The sequence below is a fragment of the Priestia sp. FSL H7-0729 genome (assembly GCF_038005685.1).
In the GTDB taxonomy this organism is placed as follows: domain Bacteria; phylum Bacillota; class Bacilli; order Paenibacillales; family Paenibacillaceae; genus Paenibacillus.
The window spans coordinates 38,329-62,788 of the sequence record NZ_JBBOTQ010000020.1 but is presented as its reverse complement, the minus strand read 5'-3'; the positions used below and the strand labels follow the sequence as shown (position 1 = coordinate 62,788).

The window sequence follows — 24,460 nt, the reverse complement described above, 5'->3', positions numbered from 1 at the left end:
TCTAATTCGCATCTTTCGTTTCGAATCTAGTTTTCAGAGAACAACAACTCTGAAATGTAAGCACAGCTATGCGTTTGGTGGCGATGGCGGAGGGGTTCCACACGTACCCATCCCGAACACGACCGTTAAGCCCTCTAGCGCCGATGGTACTTGGATCGCAGGGTCCTGGGAGAGTAGGACGCCGCCAAGCGAAGAACCACTGCCGATGATATTCGGTGGTGGTTTTTATTTGTTTATTTTAGGGGATGCGAAAGCATCTCTTATTTGACTTTGTGGGAATCCTCTGACACACTCTAAGGGGTACATATATCAGATATTAGGCCACAACCTGGATTGATAATAACTCTAGCGAATGGGGTGTAGACAACATGGAAATTCAAAAATTGACGGTAGATGATTTTGAACCGGCGATGGCACTCTCCGAATATGCTTTTCAAGTAGTAATGAGTGAAGAACAGAAAGAAAAACGGCGGAGTCAATTTTCGTCACAGGATATATGGGGTGTATATGAGGACGGGCAGCTAGGAGCCAAACTTCACATTATCCCTTTTCAAACTTATATTCATGGCAGATCTTTCGAGATGGGCGGTATTGCGGGTGTAGCCACCTGGCCAGAGTATAGACGTAAAGGCTGGGTAGCGGGTCTGCTGAAGCATGCGTTGGAAGAAATGAATCGTAACAAACAAAGTATATCGTTCTTGCATCCATTCTCTTTTGGTTTTTATCGAAAGTATGGATGGGAGACGTATGTTGAATTTAAACGTTATAAAGTACCTACAGCTCATTTGCCTTCGAAAAAAGCGACACCTGGAACGATTCGACGTGGGGATCCGGGCCTTAGCATATTAAAGGAAGTATACAGTGCTTATGCTGAGCGCTATAACGGAACTCTGGTTCGGGATGATGCGAGATGGGAGAACTCAGTTCTTGTGAGTGGGTGCAGCCAGAAGGCTGTATATTACGATGAGGCTGATGCAGCACAAGGTTATCTTTTATATGAAGTGAAGGAAAATAAGTTTACCATTAAAGAGATCATCCATCTGAATGAAGAGGCTAGGCAAGGACTGTGGACCTTCATTGCTAACCATGATTCCATGATTCAGGAAGTTACGTTGCAGGCGCCTGCCAGTGATACGCTTGCTTTCCAATTGGATAACCCACGGATTCAGCAGGAGATCGTACCTTATTTTATGGCACGCATCGTTAGTGTAGAGCAGTTTATATCCCAATATCCATTTGCAAGCCAGGACTCACCGGTGCAGATTGTTCTACAGGTGGAGGATACCCACGCTCCATGGAATGAAGGGGTATGGCAATTAAACGTGGCAATGAACGGAACGGCGTCCATATGGAAAACATCAGAGCCAATTACAGATGATCAGACCATTAAGGTAGATATTCAAGCTCTCACTGCGGTGCTGATGGGATATCGCAGACCAATGGAAATGGCACAAATCGGAAGGATTCACGGACCGAACACAGTAATTCAGGCTTTGGAACAAGCTATTCCTAAAAGGGAAACCTATTTACTCGATTTCTTCTGATTTATTCTTCCCACTGTTCCTTTACCTTGATTAGATTATGTAGAAATACGGCGTGAACGAAAGACAAATGGACTTCTCCAGCAATTTCGGAGAGGTTTTTTTGTGTCTGGGGAATATTTCGTGTAAAATCGTAAAAAATGAATAGTGACCCCACTTGGCAAACCCACAAAATATGCTATAATGTATATAAAGTCAAAGAAAGTCAAAGTCAACTAAAGGTTTAATACTTAAGTAGCTTTCTTTCAACAATCTGATGCATGATCGCCAATATGCGGAATTCATTTCATCAGAGGATCAAGGGAATATTAAAGGACCTTCGTGCTTCCTTCGCTCTCCTGATGACACCTGTGGAAGCAAGATTCGCTGTTTCCCTGATTGGTTAAATGGGTAGAGAAGGTGTACTCTGTGGGGGCGTGTGGGTCCTTATTGACTTAACGTTTCAGACAGTGGAGGATGATTGGATGCGTAATATCTCTGATATTATCGAACGATATCTGAAGAGTATTTTGCATGAAAGTCCCGAAGGAATGGTTGAAATTCAGCGTAATGATCTGGCAGATCAATTCTCATGTGTACCTTCCCAGATCAATTATGTCATCAGCACACGTTTTACACTTGAGAAGGGATACCTGGTTGAGAGTAAACGTGGCGGTGGTGGTTATGTTCGCATACAGCGCATTGAATTACCGGCCCAATCAGCTCTGCATAACCATTTGCACCATAGTATTGGTGATGAGATCGGGCAGACAGCTGCCGAAGGTCTGATTTATCAATTGGAAGAAGCACGTTTCTTGAGCAAGCGGGAAGCCGGGTTGATGCGAGCTGCTGTATCTAGAGAGGTTATATTAGTCAAACTTCCTTACCGGGATCAAATTCGTGCCAGAATGTTAAAGGCGATGTTAATATCTTTGCTCGGTAAATGAAAACTATCGGGGTCAAAGGAGGTACATCAATATGCTGTGCCAAGAATGCAATAAACGTCCGGCGACACTTCATTTTACGAAGATCGTAAATGGAGAGAAGACGGAATTCCATATTTGTGAGTCATGTGCCCGTGAAAAAGGGGAGATGATCCCTGGAACAGCAGGCGGGTTTTCCATTCACAACTTGTTGTCAGGGTTGCTTGATTTTGATCCAGCCGGCAAAAGTGGATCGGCAGGAACACCACCTGCAAAAGCACTTCAGTGTGAAGAGTGTGGTATGACGTACGCACAATTCAGCAAGATAGGCCGATTTGGCTGCAGTTCATGTTATAAATATTTTGACAGCCGTCTGGACCCTTTGTTCAAGCGGGTTCATGGGAGTACGTCCCATGTAGGTAAAGTACCTGCACGAGCTGGTGGTCGCATCAAGGTGAAACGGCAAATTGCTGATTTGAAGCGTGAGCTCCAAGAGAGCATCGCCCAAGAGGAATTTGAAGAGGCAGCTCAGATCCGCGACCAAATCAGAGGACTTGAAAAAGGAATAGCTCAGGAGTAAAGTTTGTCATGAGTAGGAGGGATGCGTAATGCCTAATCTGCGCTTTACAGAGAAGGCGCTCAGCGACTGGATGCGCAGTGATGCGGCTGATTCCGAAATCGTCATTAGCAGCCGTGTCCGGATTGCGCGCAACCTTCAGCATGTTCCGTTTCCGATGCTGGCTTCTAATGAGCAATCGGAAGAGGTGCTGAATAAGCTGAGCGAAGTACTTCAATACGATGACGTTCATGCCTTTGGAGATTTTCATACTTTGGATCTAATCGATATTGACGAACTCGACAAACGGGTGCTGGTGGAGAAACATCTCATCAGTCCAAGTCTTGCGAATGAATCCAGGAATGGTGCGGTTATTCTCAGTGAGGATGAGTCTGTCAGTATTATGATTAATGAAGAGGATCATCTTCGTATCCAGTGCCTCTATCCGGGGTTCCAGGTGAAAGAAGCCTGGGAGAAAGCCTCCGCAATAGATGATGCTTTTGAAGCGCACGTGGATTATGCTTTTGATGATCGCAGAGGATACTTAACCAGCTGTCCTACGAATGTAGGTACAGGTGTCAGAGCATCTGTCATGATGCACCTGCCTGCCTTGGTGATGACGCAACAGATTGGCCGTATTTTAACCGCAGTTTCCCAAGTGGGATTGACTGTAAGAGGAATATACGGTGAAGGCAGCGAAGCTATGGGGAACCTGTTCCAGATCTCGAATCAGATTACACTGGGGCAGACCGAACAGGAAGTCATTGAGAACCTGCATGGTGTTGTTTTACAGATGATTGGTCATGAACGTACAGCCAGAGAACGGTTAATTACGGATTCCAGACTTCGAATCACGGATCGTGTCATGCGTTCTTACGGCATATTGTCTCATGCAGCTATTGTAGATTCCAAGGAAGCTGCACAGCGCTTATCGGATGTACGCCTTGGCGTGGATCTCGGCTTGTTGGATGGACTGTCTATCACGGTAATGAATGAGTTGAATGTGATGACACAGCCGGGATTTTTGCAGAAAACATATGGCGAAGATATGCGCACTGATGAGCGTGACATCTATCGTGCTCAGTTGATCCGTGATACGATCAACGCAGCGAAGCAGTCCTAGCTTAGCCTGATATTGTATTGAATTATGGTTTCATGCCGCATTGCGGCTTTTATATAATAAGGCATGTACGAATGCCAAATGAATTTATTCGCAGCACGGCTGCAAACAAAAATGATATGAAGAATACGACGGTTATTTCATTACATGACCCTCGTTTTATCCAAAACCATGGAGGTGCAGGAGATATGATGTTTGGAAGATTTACGGAACGGGCCCAAAAGGTGCTCGCACTCGCGCAGGAAGAAGCTGTCCGTCTCGGTCATAATAACATCGGTACTGAGCATATTTTGCTCGGCCTCATTCGTGAAGGCGAAGGCATCGCAGCCAAAGCACTGATCGGCCTGGGACTCGGATTGGAAAAAATTCAGGATGAAGTAGAAACGCTGATTGGCCGTGGCCAAGAGCAACCTACCAACATTGCATATACGCCACGTGCGAAAAAAGTAATTGAATTGTCTATGGATGAAGCTCGTAAATTGGGCCATACCTATGTAGGCACAGAGCATATCCTGCTCGGATTGATTCGTGAAGGCGAGGGTGTTGCAGCACGTGTGCTCAATAACCTGGGGATCAGCCTGAACAAAGCACGTCAACAAGTGTTACAGTTGCTTGGCAGCAGTGAAGCTGTATCCAGCCACAATGGAACACCTGCTAATGTCAGCACACCAACCCTGGACAGTCTGGCACGCGACCTCACGGCGTACGCTAGAGAGAACAATCTTGACCCAGTCATTGGACGTAGCAAAGAAATTGAACGTGTCATTCAGGTGCTCAGCCGTCGTACCAAGAACAACCCGGTATTGATCGGTGAGCCAGGTGTAGGTAAAACAGCGATTGCTGAAGGCCTTGCACAAAAAATCATTGCTAATGAGATTCCGGAAACATTGCGCGACAAACGTGTAATGACCCTGGATATGGGTTCAGTCGTTGCTGGAACCAAATATCGTGGTGAGTTCGAAGATCGTCTGAAAAAAATTATGGATGAGATTCGCCAAGCAGGTAACATTGTCCTGTTTATCGACGAATTGCATACCTTGATTGGCGCAGGCGGAGCTGAAGGTGCCATCGATGCTTCTAACATTTTGAAACCGGCTCTGGCCCGTGGAGAATTGCAATGTATCGGTGCGACAACACTGGATGAATATCGCAAATACATCGAGAAGGATGCAGCGCTTGAGCGTCGTTTCCAACCGATTACTGTAGATCAGCCTTCTCCGGAAGAAGCGATTCAAATCTTGCACGGCTTGCGTGACCGTTACGAGGCGCATCACCGTGTGAAAATTACGGACGAAGCGATTGTGCAGGCGGTTAAACTGTCTGACCGTTACATCACAGACCGTTTCCTGCCAGACAAAGCGATTGACCTGATTGACGAGGCGGGTTCCAAAGTAAGATTGAACTCTTACACGATCCCACCAAACCTGAAACAGCTGGAGAGCCGTCTGGAAGATATCCGCAAGGAAAAAGATGCAGCGGTTCAAAGCCAAGAGTTCGAAAAAGCAGCTGCTCTGCGTGATACGGAACAAAAAATCCGTGAAGAGCTGGATGTAACGAAGAACCAATGGAAAGAAAAACAAGGGCGTACGGATTCCGAAGTAACACCTGAGGATATCGCACAAGTGGTAGCCAACTGGACAGGAATTCCGGTGAACAAGCTGAAAGAAGAAGAGACACAGCGTCTGATGAATCTGGAATCTATTCTGCATGAACGTGTTATCGGCCAGGATGAGGCTGTGAAGTCTGTCAGTCGTGCGGTTCGTCGTGCACGTGCAGGACTTAAAGATCCAAAACGTCCGATGGGTTCATTTATTTTCCTCGGTCCTACAGGGGTAGGTAAAACAGAACTTGCTCGTGCTCTGGCTGAAGCGATGTTTGGCGATGAAAATGCAGTCATCCGGATCGATATGTCCGAGTATGGTGAGAAGCATTCGACTTCCCGACTCGTTGGAGCGCCTCCAGGATATGTTGGATACGAAGAAGGTGGCCAGCTGACAGAGAAAGTTCGTCGCAAACCATATTCCGTTGTCCTGCTCGATGAAATCGAGAAAGCACATCCAGAAGTATTTAATATCTTGCTGCAAGTGCTTGAGGATGGTCGTCTGACGGATTCCAAAGGTCGCGTTGTTGACTTCCGGAATACGCTGATTATCCTGACATCCAACGTGGGTGCTGAAGCGATCAAACGTAACTCTACACTTGGCTTCACAGCAGTTGTGGATGCAGGTGCGGATTATGACAACATGAAGGGTAAAGTCATGGATGAGCTGAAGAAATCCTTCCGTCCAGAGTTCCTTAACCGGATTGATGAAATTATCGTATTCCACTCTCTGGAACAGAAACACATTGCAGAGATTGTTACGCTCATGAGTGAAGAGCTTCGCAAACGACTGCGTGAATACGAGGTTGACTTCGAACTCACCGACAATGCCAAGGATTTTCTTGCCAAAGCCGGCTTCGATCCAGCTTACGGTGCGCGTCCGCTTCGTCGGGCAATTCAGAAGCATATCGAGGACAAATTGTCTGAAGAGTTGCTTACAGGTAACGTAACCAAAGGCGATTCATTACTCATTGACGAAGAGAACGGTGCACTGTCTGTAACGAAAAAAGACGTGATTGTTCCTTCTAACGAGGAAATCGAAACCAAATAATATGTAGCAAGCTATGGAGTTGAACTCCAGCCTGTATTGATTCATAATCCTTCTCGGCTTCGGCCGGGGAGGATTTTTTGCATTTTGGACAGAAGACGGACATGATTATGGCGTGAACATGTGTAAAGTTTGCGATAATCCTTTACGAAAAATCTCAAACAATGGTAAACTTTTAGTAACCCTGCACGTCAGGGATTTTAGGCAAAATTCGTCGAATAATGCAAAATGCTGTTATAAAATTAAATTATAGGAGTGCTGAAGTGGCCAAAGTTAAAACCAAGTTCCAATGTACAGAATGCGGCTATGAGGCCCCCAAGTGGTACGGCAAGTGTCCGGGTTGTCAGTCATGGAATTCGATGGTCGAAGAGACAGAGACGGTTGTCAAAACACAAGGGAGAAATTCTCCCCTGTTTGACAGTAAAGATAAACCGCTTCCTATCATAGATATAGATAGCGGTCAGGAACCGCGTGTACAGACTGGAATCGGAGAGTTGAACCGGGTATTGGGTGGCGGAATCGTTCCAGGTTCCCTCGTTCTGGTGGGCGGAGATCCAGGTATCGGTAAATCAACGTTGATGTTGCAGACGTCTCATGCGTTAACGCATTCGGGTTTGCGGGTGTTATACGTATCCGGAGAGGAATCAGTCAAGCAAACCAAATTGCGGGCGGATCGTCTCGGGGCACTCTCAGCCGAGTTGTATGTGCTGTGTGAAACCAATATGGAACGTGTAGAGGAAGCGGTGGATCAGATCCAGCCGCATTTTCTTGTCATCGACTCCATTCAGACGGTATATCTTCCCGAAGTTACCAGTGCGCCTGGTAGTGTAGCACAGGTAAGGGAATGTACGTCAAGGTTCATGCGGATTGCCAAAGGCAGAGGCATTGCAACGGTTCTTGTGGGGCATGTTACCAAAGAAGGTGCCATTGCCGGTCCACGTATGTTAGAACATATGGTGGATTGCGTGCTTTATTTTGAAGGAGAACGGCATCATACGTATCGCTTATTGCGTGCGGTGAAGAACCGTTTTGGTTCCACCAATGAGATTGGCATTTTTGAAATGGGCGAGGATGGACTTCGTGAGGTGGGCAACCCGTCTGAACTCTTTTTGTCGGAACGGCCACTGGGTGTAGCGGGTTCTACGGTAGTTGCCAGTATGGAGGGCACACGACCTCTGCTTGTGGAATTGCAGGCATTGATCTCGACGACTCATTTCCCTTCTCCCCGCCGTATGGCAACAGGGGTGGATCTGCATCGATTGAATCTGATCATTGCCGTGCTGGAGAAACGGATGGGCATGTTTTTACAGACTCAGGATGCGTATCTGAACGTAGCTGGGGGAGTGCGACTGGATGAACCCGCTGTAGATTTGGCGGTTGCTGTCAGCATTGCATCCAGTTTGAGAGATGTACCGACCAAGCCGGATGACGTTATCTTTGGCGAGATCGGTCTGACAGGCGAGGTTCGAGCGGTATCTCGGGCCGAACAACGAGTTAAGGAAGCCGCGAAGTTGGGCTTCAAGCGAGTCATTTTACCAGAAAAAAGCTTAAAGGGCTGGAAACATCCTCGCGGGATACAACTGATCGGTGTGAATACCGTGGCAGATGCACTAGCGGTTGCTTTAGATTAGGGGGCATAACAAGATGAAAGATTCGAGCCAACTGGATAATATGAATGAATTGTTAAGGCTGATCGCACCAGGTACACCTTTCCGCGAAGGTCTGGAAAATGTGCTGCGCGCCAAAACGGGCGCACTGCTTGTTGTAGGATACAGCCCTGAAGTAATGGAAGTGGTGGATGGGGGATTCTCGATTAACTGTGATTTCTCCCCGAACTATCTGTACGAACTTGCCAAGATGGATGGAGCCATTATTCTTAGCGAGGATTTGAAGCGTATTCTATACGCCAATACCCAATTAATCCCGGATTCTTCGATCTCTTCATCAGAGACGGGGATTCGTCACCGGACGGCAGAGCGTGTAGCGAAGCAAACGGGTAAATTGGTCGTATCCATATCACAGCGCCGTAATATCATTACCTTGTATCAGGGAACACTTCGTTATTCCCTCAAGGAAATCGGGGTTATTTTGACCAAAGCGAATCAAGCAATTCAAACCCTGGAGAAATATAAAGCTGTATTAACACAATCCCTTACGAATCTGAGTGCCTCTGAATTTGAGGAACTGGTGACGATTCCCGAAGTGGTCAATGTGATTCAGCGTACCGAAATGGTGATGCGGATCAAAACGGAAATCAAACGATACATTCATGAACTCGGGAATGAGGGACGACTCATCTCCATGCAAATGGAAGAGCTTGTGGGTACAACAGAAGAGGAAGCCTGGTTGCTGTATAAAGACTATGCCCGTGACGACAGTGATGACAAAATTCGTGAAATTATCGTTGGATTGAAAAGATTGTCGGACGATGAATTGCTGGATGCTCACCATATTGTCCGTCTGCTTGGCTACCCATCATCAGCGGCTACTTCAGAGGATTCGGTTGCACCTCGCGGATTCCGGGTATTAAATAAGATCCCTCGTCTGCCTAATGTCATTATCCATAACCTGGTGGATCAATTCGAACAACTACCTCATGTGATTATGGCTACAATTGAAGAACTGGACGAAGTGGACGGTATTGGTGAAGTTCGTGCCCGGACCATTAAGGAAGGCCTCAAACGTTTGCAGGAGCAGATGTTTATCGACAGACAGATGTAAGGGTTGCCTATATGAAGGCTTGAAATGGATGAGGTGAAACAACAATGCTAACCAGATTCATTCCGAATCTCTTTACCTTGGGTAATCTGTTTCTTGGAATGATGGCAATTTTGCTTGCGATTGATGGAAATTACAGTTTGGCTGCCATTATGGTCATTGTAGCGATGCTGCTGGATGGTCTGGATGGCCGAGTGGCACGTGCACTCAATGCGCAAAGCGAATTCGGCAAAGAATTGGATTCCTTGTCAGACATGGTTTCCTTTGGTGCAGCACCTGCCCTGATCATATTTATGGTGTCGTTTCAAGATTCGATGCCAATTCTTGCTTGGATCGCAACAGCGGCTTTTCCAATCTGTGGAGCCATTCGTCTGGCTCGGTTTAATGTTCGTCCGGGAATCCCCGGGTACTTCACAGGTCTGCCGATACCGGCAGCCGGCGGAGTGTTGGCTACATTGTCCTTGTTCAATAAGGATATTGGTCCGGTCAGCATGATGATCGCTACTTTGCTGTTATCGTATCTGATGGTCAGTTCGCTTAAATATCCCAATTTCAAAAAGGTCGGGTTGCCGCGTAAGGCAATCTGGATTGCACCATGGGTTGTGTTATTTGCCATAGCTGTAGCCGTTATTTTCCCGGAGCAGTTATCCAAATTGATCTTTATTCCGTTGGTGTTATACGCCTTGTATGGAATGAAACATAATGTGCGCACAGCAGCCTCACGTAATCGGGCGAAAAAGCGTAAGGATGAGAAATCTTCCCGGCCTTCGGATCGTTAAGTAGCCTTGGGGACAGACACTATACAAAGAAAGCACGTACTCTCCTGAACTGGAGAATACGTGCTTTTTGTGTATTCATATCTATTTACGGTAAAAGAAACCCTTGCGAACGACATACATATCTGCTTACGACAGATTAAACATCCCTAACGTTGAACACTTCTGTGATTCGTGATTTACGACCTCTTCCATGTTAATGTCCAGCAGATTGCATAGAGCCGACATGTAGAACAGGTTACGCCCCAATTCAGAGCTAATGACCTCTCTGCAGTTCTCACACAATTCACCTTCCACATGCGTTTCCAGCAGGCCCTTGGTTTGAGCGATATCGCTCTCCGGGGCATATTTCTGCTTGGTGGCGTGCAGCTCGATGCAGCCGCATTCGGTAATGGCTTTGGACACGGCACGGTTAACAGACGCTCCGGCTTGTCCCGTTTTGGATAGTACATCAATCAGACTGCGATGACGCAGCAACAGTTCAGAAACTTGATCCTGGAAAGCCTGTAAACTTAGCGTACTCATTTTGCCACTCACCTCGGGATATGAATTGAATTCATTATATGCCAATAATTTACCTACTTTCAACTGACGATTGCAACATTTCCAAAAAGTTCTTGCGGATGGGATTAGCAATTCTGGAATTGGATCATACTGGATATAAAGATCAAGATACATTGAAGGAGGTGCAGGGACTAATGTGGAAAAAAGGCATTTTAACTTTTACAGGATTGTGCGGTGCATGGTTCGGCTACACGGCATATCATCTGGCAGGAAAATCGGTCCCATGGATGACTGAGTGGATTCAGTCAGCAGGATTACTGGGAGCTGGTGTATCGACGCTGCTGGGAGCTGTAATGTTTATGGCTGTATGTAATATTGGTGGAACATTGATGGCAGACAGACTGCATAGTGGAATCAATTCATTGGCAAAAGTACCTATGAATGAACTGGCTGCAGGTGCCGCAGGTACCGTTGCTGGCTTGCTGGTGGCTTTGTTGCTATACCCTGTTGTGGGATGGATGGGAACGGCAGGAGAGGTGCTGCAAGTGGCACTGACGGTGATTAGTGCTTATTCCGGCTACACCCTTGCCATGGCGAAGAAAGACGATCTGGGGGCCTTCTGGATGTCTGGGCGATGGGGTCATCCCGAGGTGGACGAGGATAGACGGATGGAAGAACATAAAATTCTGGATACCAGTGTTATTATCGATGGGCGTATCGCTGATATATGCAAAACCGGATTTATTGAAGGTACAATCGTAATCCCGGAATTCGTTCTGGAGGAGCTGCAGCATATTGCCGATTCATCGGATCTGCTCAAGCGGAACAGAGGACGGCGTGGATTGGACATTTTAAACAAAATCCAGAAGGAACTCGATGTAAAAGTCCTGATCTACGAGGGGGATTTCGAGGAAATCTCCGAGGTGGACAGCAAACTGGTCAAACTGGCTAAAGTGCTTCAGGGCAAAGTGGTCACCAATGACTTTAACCTGAATAAAGTGTGCGAACTCCAGGGTGTATCTGTGTTGAACATCAATGATCTCGCCAATGCGGTTAAGCCAGTTGTTCTGCCGGGTGAGGAGATCATGGTGCAGATCATCAAGGATGGCAAGGAGCATGGTCAAGGTGTAGCCTATCTGGATGATGGCACAATGATCGTTGTGGAGGGCGGACGCGAGTATATTGGCATGATGATGGAAGTGTTGGTGACCAGTGTGCTGCAGACTTCAGCGGGACGAATGATTTTTGCCAAGCCGAAACTGTTGGAAAAAGCCCAATAAAGCGGTATGATGGGTAGTGTATCGTTGAACGATATTGTATATCTTTGGACGATAAACTGACAGACAAGGCAGGGATTGCGGCATGGATAAAGGGTGGGGCGTTGTCATTGTGGCAGCAGGTCGCGGAACCCGGATGGGGACAACCGAGAGCAAACAGTTTTTGTTGCTGCAGGACAAGCCCGTTTTCATACATACGCTTGAGGTATTTGCTGCGCTGGACGAGATCCGCGAGATGGTGCTGGTCACAGGAGCCGCAGATGTTGAACGCTGCCAGGATTGGGTAAAAGAATACCAACTGGATTCACGTGTCCGTGTTATCCCCGGAGGGAAAGAGAGACAACATTCTGTCCATAAAGGCCTTGAGGCACTAGGGACAGATTGGGTTCTCGTTCACGACGGGGTACGTCCTTTTGTGAACCATGAGCAGATCAAGGGATGCATGGCGGCTGCCATGTCCGGTGGTGGAGCAGCTGTATTGGCGGTTCCCGTGAAGGATACGATCAAACAAGTGAATGCGGAAGGAGTCGTTACGGCGACGCCAGACCGCAGCAGTCTGTGGAGCATTCAAACCCCGCAGGCTTTTCGTCTTTCTTCCCTGCTCTCCGCCTACGAATCAGCCGAGCGGGACGGATTTCTGGGAACAGATGACGCCATGCTGGCTGAACGTCAGGGAATGTCGGTCAAGGTTGTGGAAGGAAATTATACCAATATCAAATTAACAACGCCGGAAGATTTGCAATACGCTGCGTTTTTGCTGGGGGGAGAGAAGAAGCGATGATACGTGTAGGACAGGGATTTGATGTACATCAGCTGGTAGAGGGACGCCCGTGTATTATTGGCGGAGTAACGATTCCTTATGAAAAAGGACTGCTGGGTCACTCGGACGCAGACGTGCTGTTGCACGCGATTAGTGATGCCATTTTGGGTGCGCTGGCACTTGGGGATATCGGCAAGCACTTCCCGGATACCGATCCGGAATTCAAGGATGCCGACAGCCTGAAATTGCTGGAGCATGTATGGCAGCTTGTGAAGGATCGCGGATATAAGCTGGGAAATATCGATTCAACGATTATTGCCCAGAAGCCGAAAATGGCTCCTTACATCCCGCAGATGGCTGAGGTGATTGCCAAGGCACTGGAAGCGGATGTAACACAGGTGAACGTGAAAGCAACCACAACAGAGCAACTGGGATTCCCGGGACGGGGAGAGGGCATTGCCGCTCAGTCCGTGGTTTGCCTTGTACGTGTGTGATATCATCAATCAATTAGTGACGGAGGGGATCATATGAGCACGGAAATTCGTGTGCGTTACGCGCCGAGTCCAACGGGACACCTGCATATCGGGAATGCCCGCACGGCGCTGTTTAACTATCTATATGCCAAACATAATAACGGTAAATTCATCATTCGTATTGAAGATACGGACGTGAAACGGAACATTGCCGGTGGTGAAGAAAGTCAGCTGAAATACCTGAAATGGCTTGGAATCGAGTGGGATGAAAGTATTGATGTGGGCGGAGAATACGGACCATACCGTCAAACGGAACGTCTGGACCTCTATCGTAAATATACACAGGAATTGCTGGATAAAGGGCTGGCTTACCCTTGCTTCTGCACCGAAGAAGAATTGGAGCAAGAGCGTGAGGAACAGTCAGCACGTGGAGAAACACCGCGTTATTCGGGCAAACACCGTGACCTCACTCCAGAGCAAATTAGTGCGTTTGAAGCGGAAGGTCGCGTAGCGAGTATTCGTTTCCGTGTACCGGAAGAGCGCGTATATACGTTTGATGACATGGTTAAAGGTACAATCTCGTTCAACAGCAAGGAATCCGGTGACTTTGTCATTGTGAAAAAGGATGGCATTCCCACCTACAACTATGCCGTTGCTGTGGATGATCACTTGATGAAGATCTCCCACGTGCTGCGTGGGGAAGACCACATCTCGAACACGCCGCGTCAACTGATGATCTATGAAGCGCTTGGCTGGGAGCCACCGCAATTCGGTCATATGACGCTGATCGTGAATGAAAATCACAAGAAGTTGAGTAAACGGGATGAATCCGTTATTCAGTTTATTGAGCAGTATGATCAGCTCGGTTATTTGCCTGAAGCGATGTTTAACTTCATTTCCCTGCTCGGCTGGTCGCCGGAAGGGGAAGAAGAGATCTTCTCGCAAGAGCAACTGATCTCCATCTTTGATACGAAACGCCTGTCCAAGAGCCCGGCGGTATTTGACACACACAAGCTGGCTCACTTGAACAACCACTATATCAAACATGCTGATCCGGAACGTATTGCCGAGATGGCCATTCCGCATCTGCAAAAAGCAGGACGCCTTCCTGGGGATCTGTCCGCTGAGCAAAAAGAGTGGGCGCATACCCTTGTCCATCTCTATCAGGAACAGATGAATGCGGCATCCGATATCGTAGAATTGTCGGAAGTGTTCTTCCGTTCGGAGGTTGAGCTGGAAAGTGAAGGTGCCGCGATTCTCGCTGAAGAGCAAGTGCCGACCGTGCTGAAGGCATTTGCGGATAAAGTACAGACAAGTGAAGAGTTCACGCCAAGCAAAATGGCTGCATTGATCAAGGAAGTACAGAAAGAAACCGGCTTTAAGGGCAAACAGCTCTTTATGCCAATTCGTGTAGCCTTGACTGGCCAGACGCATGGACGGGATCTGAACCAAACGATTGTGCTTCTGGGACGTGATACGGTGATTGAACGCTTGCTTGCGCAAGTAAAATAAGCTTATTGGGGCACATTCCGGTTACTCGGAATCTGTATACAGTCCTATGATGTATGGATTACGCAGTAGGCTGTTGTCAGTCTGAGGCCTTTTCGCTATAATAACAACACAACGAATAATTGATATGATTTATCTAATAGAACAGCAAAGATCGGGAGAAGTAGACTGACCCGGACAGATTCAGAGAGGATGGTCCCGCAGCAAAGAAAGATTTCTTTGGTTGCGGTGGCTGTGAGCCATCCACTGCCCATCAGTCGAAATGCACCCGTGAGCTGCACAGCCGAATCCAGCCCCGCCTTTGTCGATCATGACATCGGAAAACGTTAGGATAGGTTGTGACGATTGGTTTCCGTTACCAAACCGCTTGAGGGCTCATTCTATTTGAGAATGAACCGAGCAGAGTGGGACCGCGATAAACGCCTCTGCAGCTAAATGCTGCAGGGGCGTTTTTTGTTTAGGCGAGTGTGCAGTACACTACCAAGGAACGCGCCGTCCGGTAAGCCGGAGGACGGGAACCTGAACAAGAGGGGAACGAGCATGTTCAAGAAGATCAGATCAGATATCCAGGCGGTGTTTGAGAACGATCCGGCAGCCCGGGGATGGTTTGAAGTGGTATTTACCTACTCAGGGCTGCACGCGATATGGGCACACCGGATGGCACATTTTTTATACAAACGAAGATGGTTCTCGTTCGCCAGGTTCATTTCACAGGTAAGTCGATTCATGACAGGAATTGAGATACATCCTGGAGCTACGATCGGAAATCGGTTGTTTATTGACCATGGAATGGGCGTCGTTATTGGGGAAACATGTGAGATTGGCGATGATGTTGTTATCTATCAGGGGGTTACCCTCGGCGGAACAGGGAAAGAAAAAGGAAAGAGGCATCCGACCATTGGCAATAATGTGGTTATCTCATCGGGAGCCAAAGTGCTGGGTTCATTTAGCGTGGGGGATCAATGCAACATTGGTGCAAACTCCGTTGTGCTTAAGGAGGTCCCTTCCAATAGTACCGTGGTAGGTATACCGGGCAGAATTGTTAAACAGGATGGCCGACGGGTAGATCGCCTCAGTCAACAGTTGCCTGATCCGGTCGTTGACTCTTTGCGAAGTATGCAACAAGAACTCGAACGATTGCAGGAAGAAGTACGTACACTGCAGAATGCCCGTGAAAATGAGACTGTGCGTGATACGTGATACAATAACTAAAGGCAGTATAGGATGAAAGGATAAGTGACCATGACGCTTCAGATTTATAATACGATGAGTCGTACCAAAGAGGAATTTGTTCCCCAAGAGCCAGGGAAAGTAAAAATGTATGTCTGCGGACCAACGGTATATGACTACATTCACATCGGGAATGCACGGCCGGTTATCTTTTTCGACACGGTTCGTGGATACCTGGAACAGACAGGACATGATGTAAACTATGTGGTGAACTTCACGGATGTGGATGATAAGCTGATTCGCAAAGCGGAACAACTTGGAACGGACGTTCCTCATGTCGCGGAGAAGTTTATTGCAGCCTACTATGAAGACCTAGAGGGTTTGGGTATTCCCAAGGCAAGCAGCAACCCGAGAGTAACGGAAAACATGCCGCTCATTATTGATTTTATCCGTGAGTTGGTTGAAAAAGGATTTGCGTATGAAAATGGCGGTGACGTCTATTACCGTACAGGTAAATTCAGCGAGTATGGCAAGCTATCGAAGCAAAATTTACAGGAGCTGCAATTCGGAATCCGTGTGGGCGTGGACGAGCGCAAAGAGCATCCCGAAGATTTCGTGCTCTGGAAGGCTGCAAAACCAGGTGAGATCTATTGGTCCAGTCCTTGGGGCGATGGTCGACCAGGTTGGCATATTGAGTGCTCCGCCATGGCTAGGGAGTACCTTGGAGATACACTGGACATTCACGGAGGTGGACAGGATCTGCAGTTCCCGCACCATGAGTGCGAATGCGCCCAATCCGAGGTATTAACAGGTAAACCACTTGCGAACTACTGGATGCATAATGGATTCATCCGGATTGATAACGAGAAGATGTCGAAATCACTCGGTAACGGTGTTCTGGTTAAAGATTTGCGGAATCAATATAAACGCGAAGCGATTCGTTACTTTATGTTGTCTACCCACTATCGTAACCCATTGAACTTTACGGATGATACGATGGAGCAGGCACAGAACAGTGTGGACCGGATTGCGAATGCTGTAGGTAACCTGAACCATCGTCTGAACGCGGTAACTGTAGATCAGGATATCACAGCAGAGTTTGCGGCAAGACTCGACCAAATTCGTCAGCAGTACCACGAGAAGATGCAGGATGATTTCAATACTCCTGATGCGATCACTGCTATGTTTGAGTGGGCAGGTGAAGCCAACCAACTGTTGCAGCAAGAAGTAGTTAATGCGGCAGACATCCGTGCGCTCCTCGAATTGTTTAGTGAACTGAATGCTGTGCTGCGCATCTATACTGATGCAGAGCCAGAACTGCTGGATGAGGAAGTGGAACGCCTGATTGAAGAGCGTGTGGAAGCGCGCAAGTCCAAAAACTGGGCAAGAGCGGATGAAATTCGCGATGAATTGTCTGCACGTGGCATTTTGCTTGAAGATACGGCGCAGGGTATGAGATGGCGGCGCAAATGAGCGAAGGACATCCAACTACACCAAAACAACAGGAGCAGGTCACAGAAGGAGGCTGGTTCCCGTATCCTCCTTCCAGACCCGCGAGGTTGATTCCACCTATTGCACTGGCCTATATTGGTGATGCGGTATATGAGGTGGCTGTTCGTCAATATCTGTTGTCGAAGCCCAACATGCGTCCCAATCATCTGCACCGTAGTGCAACAGGGTTGGTATCAGCGAAGGCACAGAGCCGCATACTTACAACGATTGAGGCTGAACTGACAGAGGAAGAACGTGATATCGTCCGGCAAGGGCGGAATGCCAAGTCGGGTAGTGTACCCAAAAATGCCGATGTGTTGGAGTACAGACATGCCACGGCTTTTGAATGTCTCATTGGTTACCTCTACAGCAGTGGTCATCATGATCGCATGATTGAACTGATCGGGCTTGGCATTGAGCACGCGGAACAACAATCGCCAACGCCGACAAAAAAATAGAAATTTCAACAAAACAACGCATTACAGAGAGGATCGAACAACGATGGAAGAAGAATGGATTGCCGGTAAACACTCCGTAACGGAGGCGCTGCGTTCAGGCCGGACCATTAATAAAATATGGATTGCCGATACAGCACAGAAACATCTGACTCAACCTATTATCTCGGAAGCCAAAAAACTAGGGATAGTCATTCAACACGTGGACAAGCGTAAGCTGGATCAAACGGTACCAGGCATTCAGCATCAGGGGGTAGTTGCACAAGCAGCGCCTTACGCTTATGTGGAGGTAGAAGACATTCTTGCCGCAGCAAAAGCGAAGAATGAGCATCCTTTCCTGATTCTGCTGGATGAGATTGAAGATCCTCATAACTTGGGATCGATTTTGCGGACTGCAGACTGCACGGGTGCACATGGTGTCATTGTACCCAAACGTCGTTCGGCAGCGGTAACGGTAACAGTGTCCAAAACGTCTGCTGGCGCCGTGGAGTACGTACCAGTGGCTCGTGTAAGTAATCTTGCCCAGACCATCGATCGCCTTAAAGAGGAAGGTGTATGGGTTGTAGGGACAGATGTTACGGCACATGAAGGTGTCTTTGGTAACGGCGTCTTTACTGGCCCTGTGGCATTGGTTATCGGCAATGAAAATAAAGGAATGGGACGACTCATTCGCGAGAAATGTGACGTGCTGATCAAATTACCGATGCAAGGTCAGATTAATTCCCTGAATGCTTCCGTGGCAGCGGGTGTTGTCATGTATGAAGTGCTCCGCTCACGTCAAGCGCAGGAATAGAAGGTATGGCTGATTCCCGTGATGTGCTTCTTGTAGACGGGTACAACATGATTGGCGACTGGCCGGAATTAACCAAACTGGCGGAAAGTGGGCTTGAAGAGGCACGCAACAGGCTTCTCTTTCGTCTTGCTGACTATCAGGCTTTCTCCGGCCGGAGAGTCATTGTTGTATTTGACGCCTACCTCGTGCCTGGACTCGGTAAATCCTTTACACAGAGCAAAGTGCAGATCTATTTTACAAAGGAAAAAGAGACGGCAGACGAATGCATTGAGAGACTCGTTCGGGAACTAAGCATGCGAAGACGCCAAATCTATGTGGCTACGAGCGATATGGTAGAGCAACATGTTATTTTTGGACAGGGAGCGCTACGCGTATCTGCAAGGGAATTGCTTATTGAAGTTGAGCAGAACGAAAAAGAATTAAAGAAACGACTGGAAGAAGATCAGGCCAAGACCACACGTAATACACTTGGGGGCAAGTTAAGTCCGGATGTATTGAAAGAGTTTGAGCGATGGCGCCGTGAATAACAGAGTGTTTTTACAAAATTTAGAATATTGCAACTCTTGACATTTATGTTATTGATGTTCTTTTTTAGGCAGAGCGTGGTTGACGGTGTAAGGTACCATCATATATACTGATCCTATATTTCATAGAGTAGAGTAACGGGGTACCTTGCGTTGCAGCCGGAGGGATTGTCTGTGAGTGTCGACCTCAAAGATATCATGTTATCTAAGTATGATTACCAAAGTGACGAAGACATTGTAGAAGCTTTCCGAGAAGGCGAAAGCGAAGCGTTAGAGTTTTTGATTAACAAGTATCGTAACTTTGTACGCGCCAAGGCAAGATCTTATTTTCTGATTGGGGCAGACCGGGAAGATATTATTCAAGAAGGAATGATTGGCCTCTATAAATCTATTCGAGATTTCAAAGGGGACAAGCTGGCTTCGTTCAAGGCTTTTGCCGAACTGTGCATTACAAGACAGATCATCACGGCGATTAAGACAGCAACACGCCAGAAACATATTCCACTTAATTCTTATGTATCTCTGGACAAGCCAATTTATGACGAAGAGTCTGATCGTACGTTACTCGATGTGATTTGTGGAACCCAGGTCAGTGATCCGGAAGAATTGATCATCAATCAGGAAGAGTTTGTCGGCCTGGAAGATAAAATGTCCGAGATTCTGAGTGATCTGGAACGTAAAGTATTGATGTTGTATCTGGACGGGAGATCTTATCAAGAGATTGCAGTTGATTTGGACAGACATGTGAAGTCCATTGATAACGCACTTCAGCGCGTCAAGCGCAAACTTGAAAAGTACCTGGAAGTTCGAGATAATTAAACACATGTTGTCGTTGACGGAAAAGGCTCGGTGTTTGAGTCTTTTTTTAGTGTCTCAAGTTTATAAAATCTAAGAATGTTCATACTAGTAATCGCTCGGTCCATGCAGGAGAAGAGAAAAAAAAGAGATGAGAAACGAATGTACGTTGTACGGAAGTAATACCCAATGAATGAAAGGCTATTCTTTCATTGACATGGTTATACCCTTGTGATAAAGTGTTTTAGGTAGGCCTAAATTTATGGCTTTTTTTCAGGATCAATTTAGAGACTCTGCTTGAATGTGGAAGTCTTCGGGAGGTGTACATCATGCGGGTAATTATTACTTTGGCTTGTACTAACTGCAAACAAAGAAATTACACTACGACAAAAAACAAGCGTAATCACCCCGACCGCATGGAGATGAAGAAATTTTGCAAGTTTTGTAACGAGCAGACTTCTCATCGCGAAACCAGATAGTTTTTGGAGGTGTCGGCGTGAAACGAAGTTTCAAATCTCTGATTTCCTTTTTCTCAGAAAGCTGGGCTGAACTTAAAAAAGTTCGCTGGCCTAATCGTAAAGAGCTGACCAACTACACATTGATCGTACTTGGTACTGTTGTGGTTATGACGCTGTTTTTTTGGGTCATTGACATTGGCATCTCCTTTGTGATCGAAGCGATTATTTAAGAAGGGTTCCGGTGGCTTGATATGGAAAAAAGATGGTACGTCGTTCATACCTATTCAGGGTATGAGAACAAGGTCAAGGCCAATTTGGAAAAACGCGTCGAGTCTATGGGCATGGAAGACAAGATTTTCCGCGTTCTTGTTCCTATGGAAGAAGAAGTGGTAAACAAAGACGGTAAGAAAAAAACCGTTATGCGTAAAGTTTACCCCGGTTATGTCTTGGTGGAAATGGTACAGACGGATGATTCTTGGTATGTTGTTCGCAACACACCAGGTGTTACAGGATTTGTCGGTTCGACAGGTTCTGGGTCCAAACCAACTGCTTTGTTGCCTGAAGAAGTGGAACAAATTCTGAAGCACATGGGTATGGTTGAACCTAAGCCGAAAATTGAGTTCGATATTAAGGAATCCGTACGTATTAAAGTCGGTCCTTTTGCGAATTTCGTGGGCTCCGTGGAAGAAATTTTGGTAGACAAAAGCAAGTTGAAAGTGCACGTGAACATGTTTGGACGGGAAACACCGCTTGAGTTGGAATATACACAAGTGGAGAAGATATAGTCTCTTCAAGTTTCTTGTGGGAGGGCTGTAAGGCCCGTTAACCACTATTTTGCAAGGAGGTGTCAATCATGGCGAAAAAAGTTATTAAAATGGTAAAACTGCAGATCCCAGCAGGTAAAGCAAACCCAGCACCACCAGTAGGTCCAGCTTTGGGTCAAGCAGGTGTCAACATCATGGCATTCTGTAAAGAATTCAACGCTCGTACAGCTGATCAAGCGGGATTGATTATTCCAGTTGAAATTTCTGTATTCGAGGACCGTTCCTTTACTTTCATCACTAAAACTCCACCAGCAGCAGTTCTGTTGAAAGTGGCAGCTAAAGTTGAAAAAGGATCCGGCGAACCGAACAAGAAAAAAGTTGCTACAGTTAAACGTGATGCGGTACGTCAAATCGCAGAAACAAAAATGCCTGACCTGAATGCAGCAGACGTTGAGTCCGCTATGCGTATGGTCGAAGGTACTGCCCGCAGCATGGGTATCACCATCGAAGACTAATTTTCATAAGAAACATGGCTTCGTAAAACCGGTCGATTCGCGACCGGTTGATGTGGGAGGTATATCCGCTAACACCACAAAGGAGGAATAAAACATGGCTAAACACGGTAAAAAATACCTGGAAGCTGCTAAGCTGATTGATAGCGAAGCAACTTACGAGCCTTCAGAAGCTGTAGAGCTTGTGAAAAAGGCAGCCACTGCAAAATTCGATGAAACAATCGAAGCAGCAGTTCGTTTGGGTGTAGACCCTCGTAAGCAAGACCAGGCTGTACGTGGTGTTGTTGTCTTGCCACACGGCACAGGTAAAACACAACGCGTATTGGTATTTGCAAAAGGTGACAAAGCGAAAGAAGCGGAAGCGGCTGGCGCGGACTATGTTGGTGATGCAGACATGATCAACAAAATCCAACAAGGCTGGTTCGAATTCGACGTCTGCGTAGCGACACCAGATATGATGAGTGAAGTAGGTAAATTGGGCCGACTGCTCGGCGGTAAAGGTCTGATGCCTAACCCTAAAGCCGGAACGGTAACTTTCGATGTAACTAAGGCTGTTCAAGAAATTAAAGCCGGTAAAATCGAATATCGTCTGGATCGTGCAGGTCAAATTCATGCACCGATTGGTAAAGCTTCTTTCTCTTCTGAGCAACTTAATGAGAACTTCAAAGCTCTCATGGAAGCTCTGAATCGTGCTAAACCAGCGGCAGCAAAAGGTGTTTATCTGAAGAATGTTAGTCTTTCTTCGACGATGGGCCCTGGCGCACGCGTGAACGCAGCAGCTTTTAGATAATATCTCTTGACAGGCTTGTCCTGTTTTTGATAAGATATAAAAGTTGTGAGTCCGAGTGACTGACCGTTGACATTTGAATATGCTTGCCGTAGACAGTAGGTGCCATTTGGCTTAATTTCCTGCCGAGGTGTGATTATAGAACTTAGAACGATGCAAATCGATGATGAGTATATATCAAGCCTTCGTGATTCTACGGAGGCTTTTCTTAATGGGATAAATTTGATCAGGAGGTGTACAGATTGGCAAACGCAAAAGTGATTCAAGCAAAACAAGAGTCCGTTGATGCAGTAACAGCAAAATTGCGCGAGAGCGTTACAACTGTTGTTGTTGACTATCGCGGATTGAACGTTGCCCAAGTAACTGAGTTGCGTAAGCAACTTCGTGAAGCAGGGATCGAATTCCAAGTGCTGAAAAACTCGTTGCTTCGCCGTGCAGCTGCAGCAGCAGAACTGGCAGAACTCGATAGTGTTCTTACAGGTCCTACTGCAATTGCATTCAGCGTAGATGACGTTGTGGCTCCAGCTAAAATTCTGAACGACTTCGCGAAAAAGAACGATGCTCTGGAATTGAAAGGTGCAGTCGTAGAAGGTCGCGTAATCGGAGTAGAAGAAGTTAAGGCATTGGCAGAATTGCCATCCCGCGATGGACTCCTCTCCATGCTCCTCAGCGTGCTTCAAGCGCCAGTGCGCAACTTCGCGCTTGCGGTTAAAGCAGTTGCAGAAAAAGAAGAACAAGGCGCGTAAGCAACTTGATCTGAACGCTGCTTAGGCAGCAATTGAATTAAAAAAAATAATATTATATATGGAGGTTCACTCATGAGTAAAGAGCAAATCTTGGAAGCAATCAAAGGCATGACTGTACTGGAATTGAACGATCTTGTTAAAGCAATCGAAGAAGAATTCGGCGTAACTGCTGCAGCTCCAGTAGCTGCTGCAGGTGCAGTAGCTTCTGCTGAAGCTGAGCAATCCGAGTTCGACGTAATCTTGACTAACGCTGGTGCTTCCAAAATCAACGTTATCAAAGCAGTTCGCGAAATCACAGGTCTTGGCCTGAAAGAAGCAAAAGAACTGGTTGACAACGCTCCAAAAGCATTGAAAGAAAAAGTTGCTAAAGAAGAAGCAGAAGCGGTTAAAGCTAAGCTTGAAGAAGCTGGCGCTACAATCGAAGTTAAATAATTTAGCTTTTATAAGCTAGATGAACAAAACAACAAACCCCTTGACTTATATCAAGGGGTTTGTTGCTGTAATTGTAAATGGAAAGTGAGTGAGGGCATGTCCAATCATTATTATTCGGACAAACCGCAAGTAGCGCATGATCGTAGAGCAACTGAAGCGGTTCTTCGTGGATTCAGTCTGAGATTCGTGACAGACGCCGGTGTGTTTTCCAAAAACGGAATCGATTATGGCAGCAGAGTATTGATTGATGCGATAGAGTTGCCATCAGGGGCTCATGTTCTCGATGTGGGTTGTGGATACGGGCCGATGGGTCTTACAGCAGCCAAACTTGTGCCGGATGGGCATGTCACCATGATCGATATCAACGAGAGAGCCGTTGAACTTTCCAGGGAGAATGCAAAAGCGAACGGAATTAACAATGTTACGGTTCTGCAGAGTGATCTACTGGCTGAAGTGAAAAAGCAAGATTTTGACGTTGTCTTAACCAATCCACCTATACGGGCTGGGAAAGAGACAGTTCATACTATTTTCGAACAGGCACATCGCCATCTGAAGGTAGGCGGTTCGTTGTGGATTGTCATTCAGAAGAAACAAGGGGCTCCATCAGCAAAAGCGAAATTGGAATCTTTGTTTGGAAGAGTGGAAGAAGTGACGAAGGATAAAGGCTATCGAATCTTCAAAGCGGTGAAGTCGGAAGAAGGTTCTACTAATAGTTGAATCCGAGTTTGTAAAGTAAGCAGGGGATCATT

27 protein-coding genes, 1 rRNA gene and 1 other annotated feature are annotated in these 24,460 nt (G+C 46.8%); of the genes, 27 read left to right on the top strand and 1 reads right to left on the bottom strand.

Annotation, left to right across the window (positions count from 1 at the left end):
• Positions 1–73 precede the first annotated feature (73 nt).
• From rrf to pssA, 9 genes are all read left to right on the top strand, one after another.
• Positions 74–190: ribosomal RNA gene (rrf, locus tag MHH93_RS26540) — 5S ribosomal RNA — on the top strand.
• A 178-nt stretch (positions 191–368) separates the two neighbouring features.
• Positions 369–1,544: a GNAT family N-acetyltransferase gene (locus MHH93_RS26535; RefSeq protein ID WP_500056463.1), complete on the top strand. Its 1,176-nt coding sequence runs from the start codon at positions 369–371 to the stop codon at positions 1,542–1,544.
• Positions 1,545–2,005: 461 nt separating this feature from the next.
• Entirely contained in the window at positions 2,006–2,467 is a 462-nt protein-coding gene (locus MHH93_RS26530; RefSeq protein WP_062836165.1) for a CtsR family transcriptional regulator, read from the top strand.
• Positions 2,468–2,498: 31 nt separating this feature from the next.
• Positions 2,499–3,023 carry a protein-arginine kinase activator protein McsA gene (mcsA, locus tag MHH93_RS26525; protein WP_253441190.1) on the top strand — a complete coding sequence of 175 codons (525 nt, stop codon included), beginning with the start codon at positions 2,499–2,501 and terminating at the stop codon, positions 3,021–3,023.
• A gap of 28 nt (positions 3,024–3,051) precedes the next feature.
• Positions 3,052–4,122: a protein-arginine kinase McsB gene (gene mcsB / locus MHH93_RS26520; protein WP_442034933.1), complete on the top strand. Its 1,071-nt coding sequence runs from the start codon at positions 3,052–3,054 to the stop codon at positions 4,120–4,122.
• 185 nt (positions 4,123–4,307) lie between these two features.
• On the top strand, positions 4,308–6,770 hold the full coding sequence (locus MHH93_RS26515) for an ATP-dependent Clp protease ATP-binding subunit (protein WP_253441187.1): 2,463 nt from the start codon (positions 4,308–4,310) through the stop codon (positions 6,768–6,770).
• A gap of 260 nt (positions 6,771–7,030) precedes the next feature.
• On the top strand, positions 7,031–8,398 hold the full coding sequence (radA, locus tag MHH93_RS26510) for a DNA repair protein RadA (protein WP_036671578.1): 1,368 nt from the start codon (positions 7,031–7,033) through the stop codon (positions 8,396–8,398).
• Positions 8,399–8,411: 13 nt separating this feature from the next.
• Positions 8,412–9,488, top strand: a complete 1,077-nt coding sequence (gene disA, locus MHH93_RS26505; RefSeq protein ID WP_062836168.1) for a DNA integrity scanning diadenylate cyclase DisA — start codon at positions 8,412–8,414, stop codon at positions 9,486–9,488.
• Between the two features lie 44 nt (positions 9,489–9,532).
• Complete coding sequence (gene pssA, locus MHH93_RS26500) at positions 9,533–10,264, top strand: CDP-diacylglycerol--serine O-phosphatidyltransferase (RefSeq protein WP_500056460.1); 732 nt, start codon at positions 9,533–9,535, stop codon at positions 10,262–10,264.
• A gap of 126 nt (positions 10,265–10,390) precedes the next feature.
• Here the strand turns inward: pssA and MHH93_RS26495 are convergent, their stop codons facing one another.
• Positions 10,391–10,786, bottom strand: coding sequence for a nucleoside triphosphate pyrophosphohydrolase family protein (locus MHH93_RS26495; protein WP_017692049.1), 396 nt, complete (start codon positions 10,784–10,786; stop codon positions 10,391–10,393).
• A gap of 173 nt (positions 10,787–10,959) precedes the next feature.
• Here MHH93_RS26495 and MHH93_RS26490 point away from each other — a divergent pair, with 173 nt between their 5' ends.
• The 18 genes from MHH93_RS26490 to MHH93_RS26405 all read left to right on the top strand — a co-directional run bounded on the left by MHH93_RS26490 (position 10,960) and on the right by MHH93_RS26405 (position 24,428).
• Entirely contained in the window at positions 10,960–12,045 is a 1,086-nt protein-coding gene (locus MHH93_RS26490) for a PIN/TRAM domain-containing protein (RefSeq protein WP_500056459.1), read from the top strand.
• 82 nt (positions 12,046–12,127) lie between these two features.
• Complete coding sequence (gene ispD / locus MHH93_RS26485; protein WP_500056458.1) at positions 12,128–12,823, top strand: 2-C-methyl-D-erythritol 4-phosphate cytidylyltransferase; 696 nt, start codon at positions 12,128–12,130, stop codon at positions 12,821–12,823.
• Positions 12,820–13,296 (top strand): 2-C-methyl-D-erythritol 2,4-cyclodiphosphate synthase, encoded by a 477-nt coding sequence (ispF, locus tag MHH93_RS26480; RefSeq protein ID WP_017692052.1) that lies wholly within the window; start codon positions 12,820–12,822, stop codon positions 13,294–13,296. The genes ispD and ispF overlap by 4 nt, the downstream gene beginning before the upstream one ends.
• A 33-nt stretch (positions 13,297–13,329) precedes the next feature.
• Positions 13,330–14,787: a glutamate--tRNA ligase gene (gltX, locus tag MHH93_RS26475; RefSeq protein WP_500056457.1), complete on the top strand. Its 1,458-nt coding sequence runs from the start codon at positions 13,330–13,332 to the stop codon at positions 14,785–14,787.
• Between the two features lie 537 nt (positions 14,788–15,324).
• Positions 15,325–15,984, top strand: a complete 660-nt coding sequence (gene cysE / locus MHH93_RS26470) for a serine O-acetyltransferase (protein ID WP_433747620.1) — start codon at positions 15,325–15,327, stop codon at positions 15,982–15,984.
• A gap of 42 nt (positions 15,985–16,026) precedes the next feature.
• Positions 16,027–17,427 carry a cysteine--tRNA ligase gene (gene cysS / locus MHH93_RS26465; RefSeq protein ID WP_091020524.1) on the top strand — a complete coding sequence of 467 codons (1,401 nt, stop codon included), beginning with the start codon at positions 16,027–16,029 and terminating at the stop codon, positions 17,425–17,427.
• Positions 17,424–17,903 (top strand): Mini-ribonuclease 3, encoded by a 480-nt coding sequence (locus MHH93_RS26460; protein ID WP_500056455.1) that lies wholly within the window; start codon positions 17,424–17,426, stop codon positions 17,901–17,903. Before cysS ends, MHH93_RS26460 begins: the two co-directional genes overlap by 4 nt.
• Positions 17,904–17,946: 43 nt before the next feature.
• Positions 17,947–18,693, top strand: coding sequence for a 23S rRNA (guanosine(2251)-2'-O)-methyltransferase RlmB (gene rlmB, locus MHH93_RS26455; protein WP_278298113.1), 747 nt, complete (start codon positions 17,947–17,949; stop codon positions 18,691–18,693).
• Positions 18,694–18,698: 5 nt separating this feature from the next.
• Complete coding sequence (locus MHH93_RS26450; protein ID WP_036607162.1) at positions 18,699–19,220, top strand: NYN domain-containing protein; 522 nt, start codon at positions 18,699–18,701, stop codon at positions 19,218–19,220.
• A gap of 171 nt (positions 19,221–19,391) precedes the next feature.
• The gene (gene sigH / locus MHH93_RS26445; protein WP_017692059.1) at positions 19,392–20,036 is read left to right on the top strand and encodes an RNA polymerase sporulation sigma factor SigH; all 645 of its coding nucleotides are present in this window, start codon (positions 19,392–19,394) and stop codon (positions 20,034–20,036) included.
• Between the two features lie 305 nt (positions 20,037–20,341).
• Positions 20,342–20,491 carry a 50S ribosomal protein L33 gene (gene rpmG / locus MHH93_RS26440; RefSeq protein WP_072735843.1) on the top strand — a complete coding sequence of 50 codons (150 nt, stop codon included), beginning with the start codon at positions 20,342–20,344 and terminating at the stop codon, positions 20,489–20,491.
• A gap of 17 nt (positions 20,492–20,508) precedes the next feature.
• Positions 20,509–20,700 (top strand): preprotein translocase subunit SecE, encoded by a 192-nt coding sequence (gene secE / locus MHH93_RS26435; RefSeq protein WP_017692060.1) that lies wholly within the window; start codon positions 20,509–20,511, stop codon positions 20,698–20,700.
• 21 nt (positions 20,701–20,721) lie between these two features.
• Positions 20,722–21,255 carry a transcription termination/antitermination protein NusG gene (gene nusG, locus MHH93_RS26430; protein WP_024633599.1) on the top strand — a complete coding sequence of 178 codons (534 nt, stop codon included), beginning with the start codon at positions 20,722–20,724 and terminating at the stop codon, positions 21,253–21,255.
• Positions 21,256–21,323: 68 nt separating this feature from the next.
• Positions 21,324–21,749, top strand: a complete 426-nt coding sequence (rplK, locus tag MHH93_RS26425; protein ID WP_017692062.1) for a 50S ribosomal protein L11 — start codon at positions 21,324–21,326, stop codon at positions 21,747–21,749.
• Positions 21,750–21,843: 94 nt separating this feature from the next.
• Complete coding sequence (gene rplA / locus MHH93_RS26420) at positions 21,844–22,536, top strand: 50S ribosomal protein L1 (protein WP_017692063.1); 693 nt, start codon at positions 21,844–21,846, stop codon at positions 22,534–22,536.
• Positions 22,537–22,604: 68 nt separating this feature from the next.
• Positions 22,605–22,751: a sequence feature (ribosomal protein L10 leader region), on the top strand.
• A 24-nt stretch (positions 22,752–22,775) separates the two neighbouring features.
• A complete protein-coding gene (gene rplJ, locus MHH93_RS26415) occupies positions 22,776–23,279 on the top strand; it encodes a 50S ribosomal protein L10 (RefSeq protein WP_500056451.1) in 504 nt (167 codons plus the stop codon).
• Positions 23,280–23,351: 72 nt separating this feature from the next.
• Entirely contained in the window at positions 23,352–23,711 is a 360-nt protein-coding gene (gene rplL, locus MHH93_RS26410; RefSeq protein ID WP_062836176.1) for a 50S ribosomal protein L7/L12, read from the top strand.
• 96 nt (positions 23,712–23,807) lie between these two features.
• Positions 23,808–24,428, top strand: a complete 621-nt coding sequence (locus MHH93_RS26405) for a class I SAM-dependent methyltransferase (RefSeq protein WP_500056449.1) — start codon at positions 23,808–23,810, stop codon at positions 24,426–24,428.
• Positions 24,429–24,460: the final 32 nt, after the last annotated feature.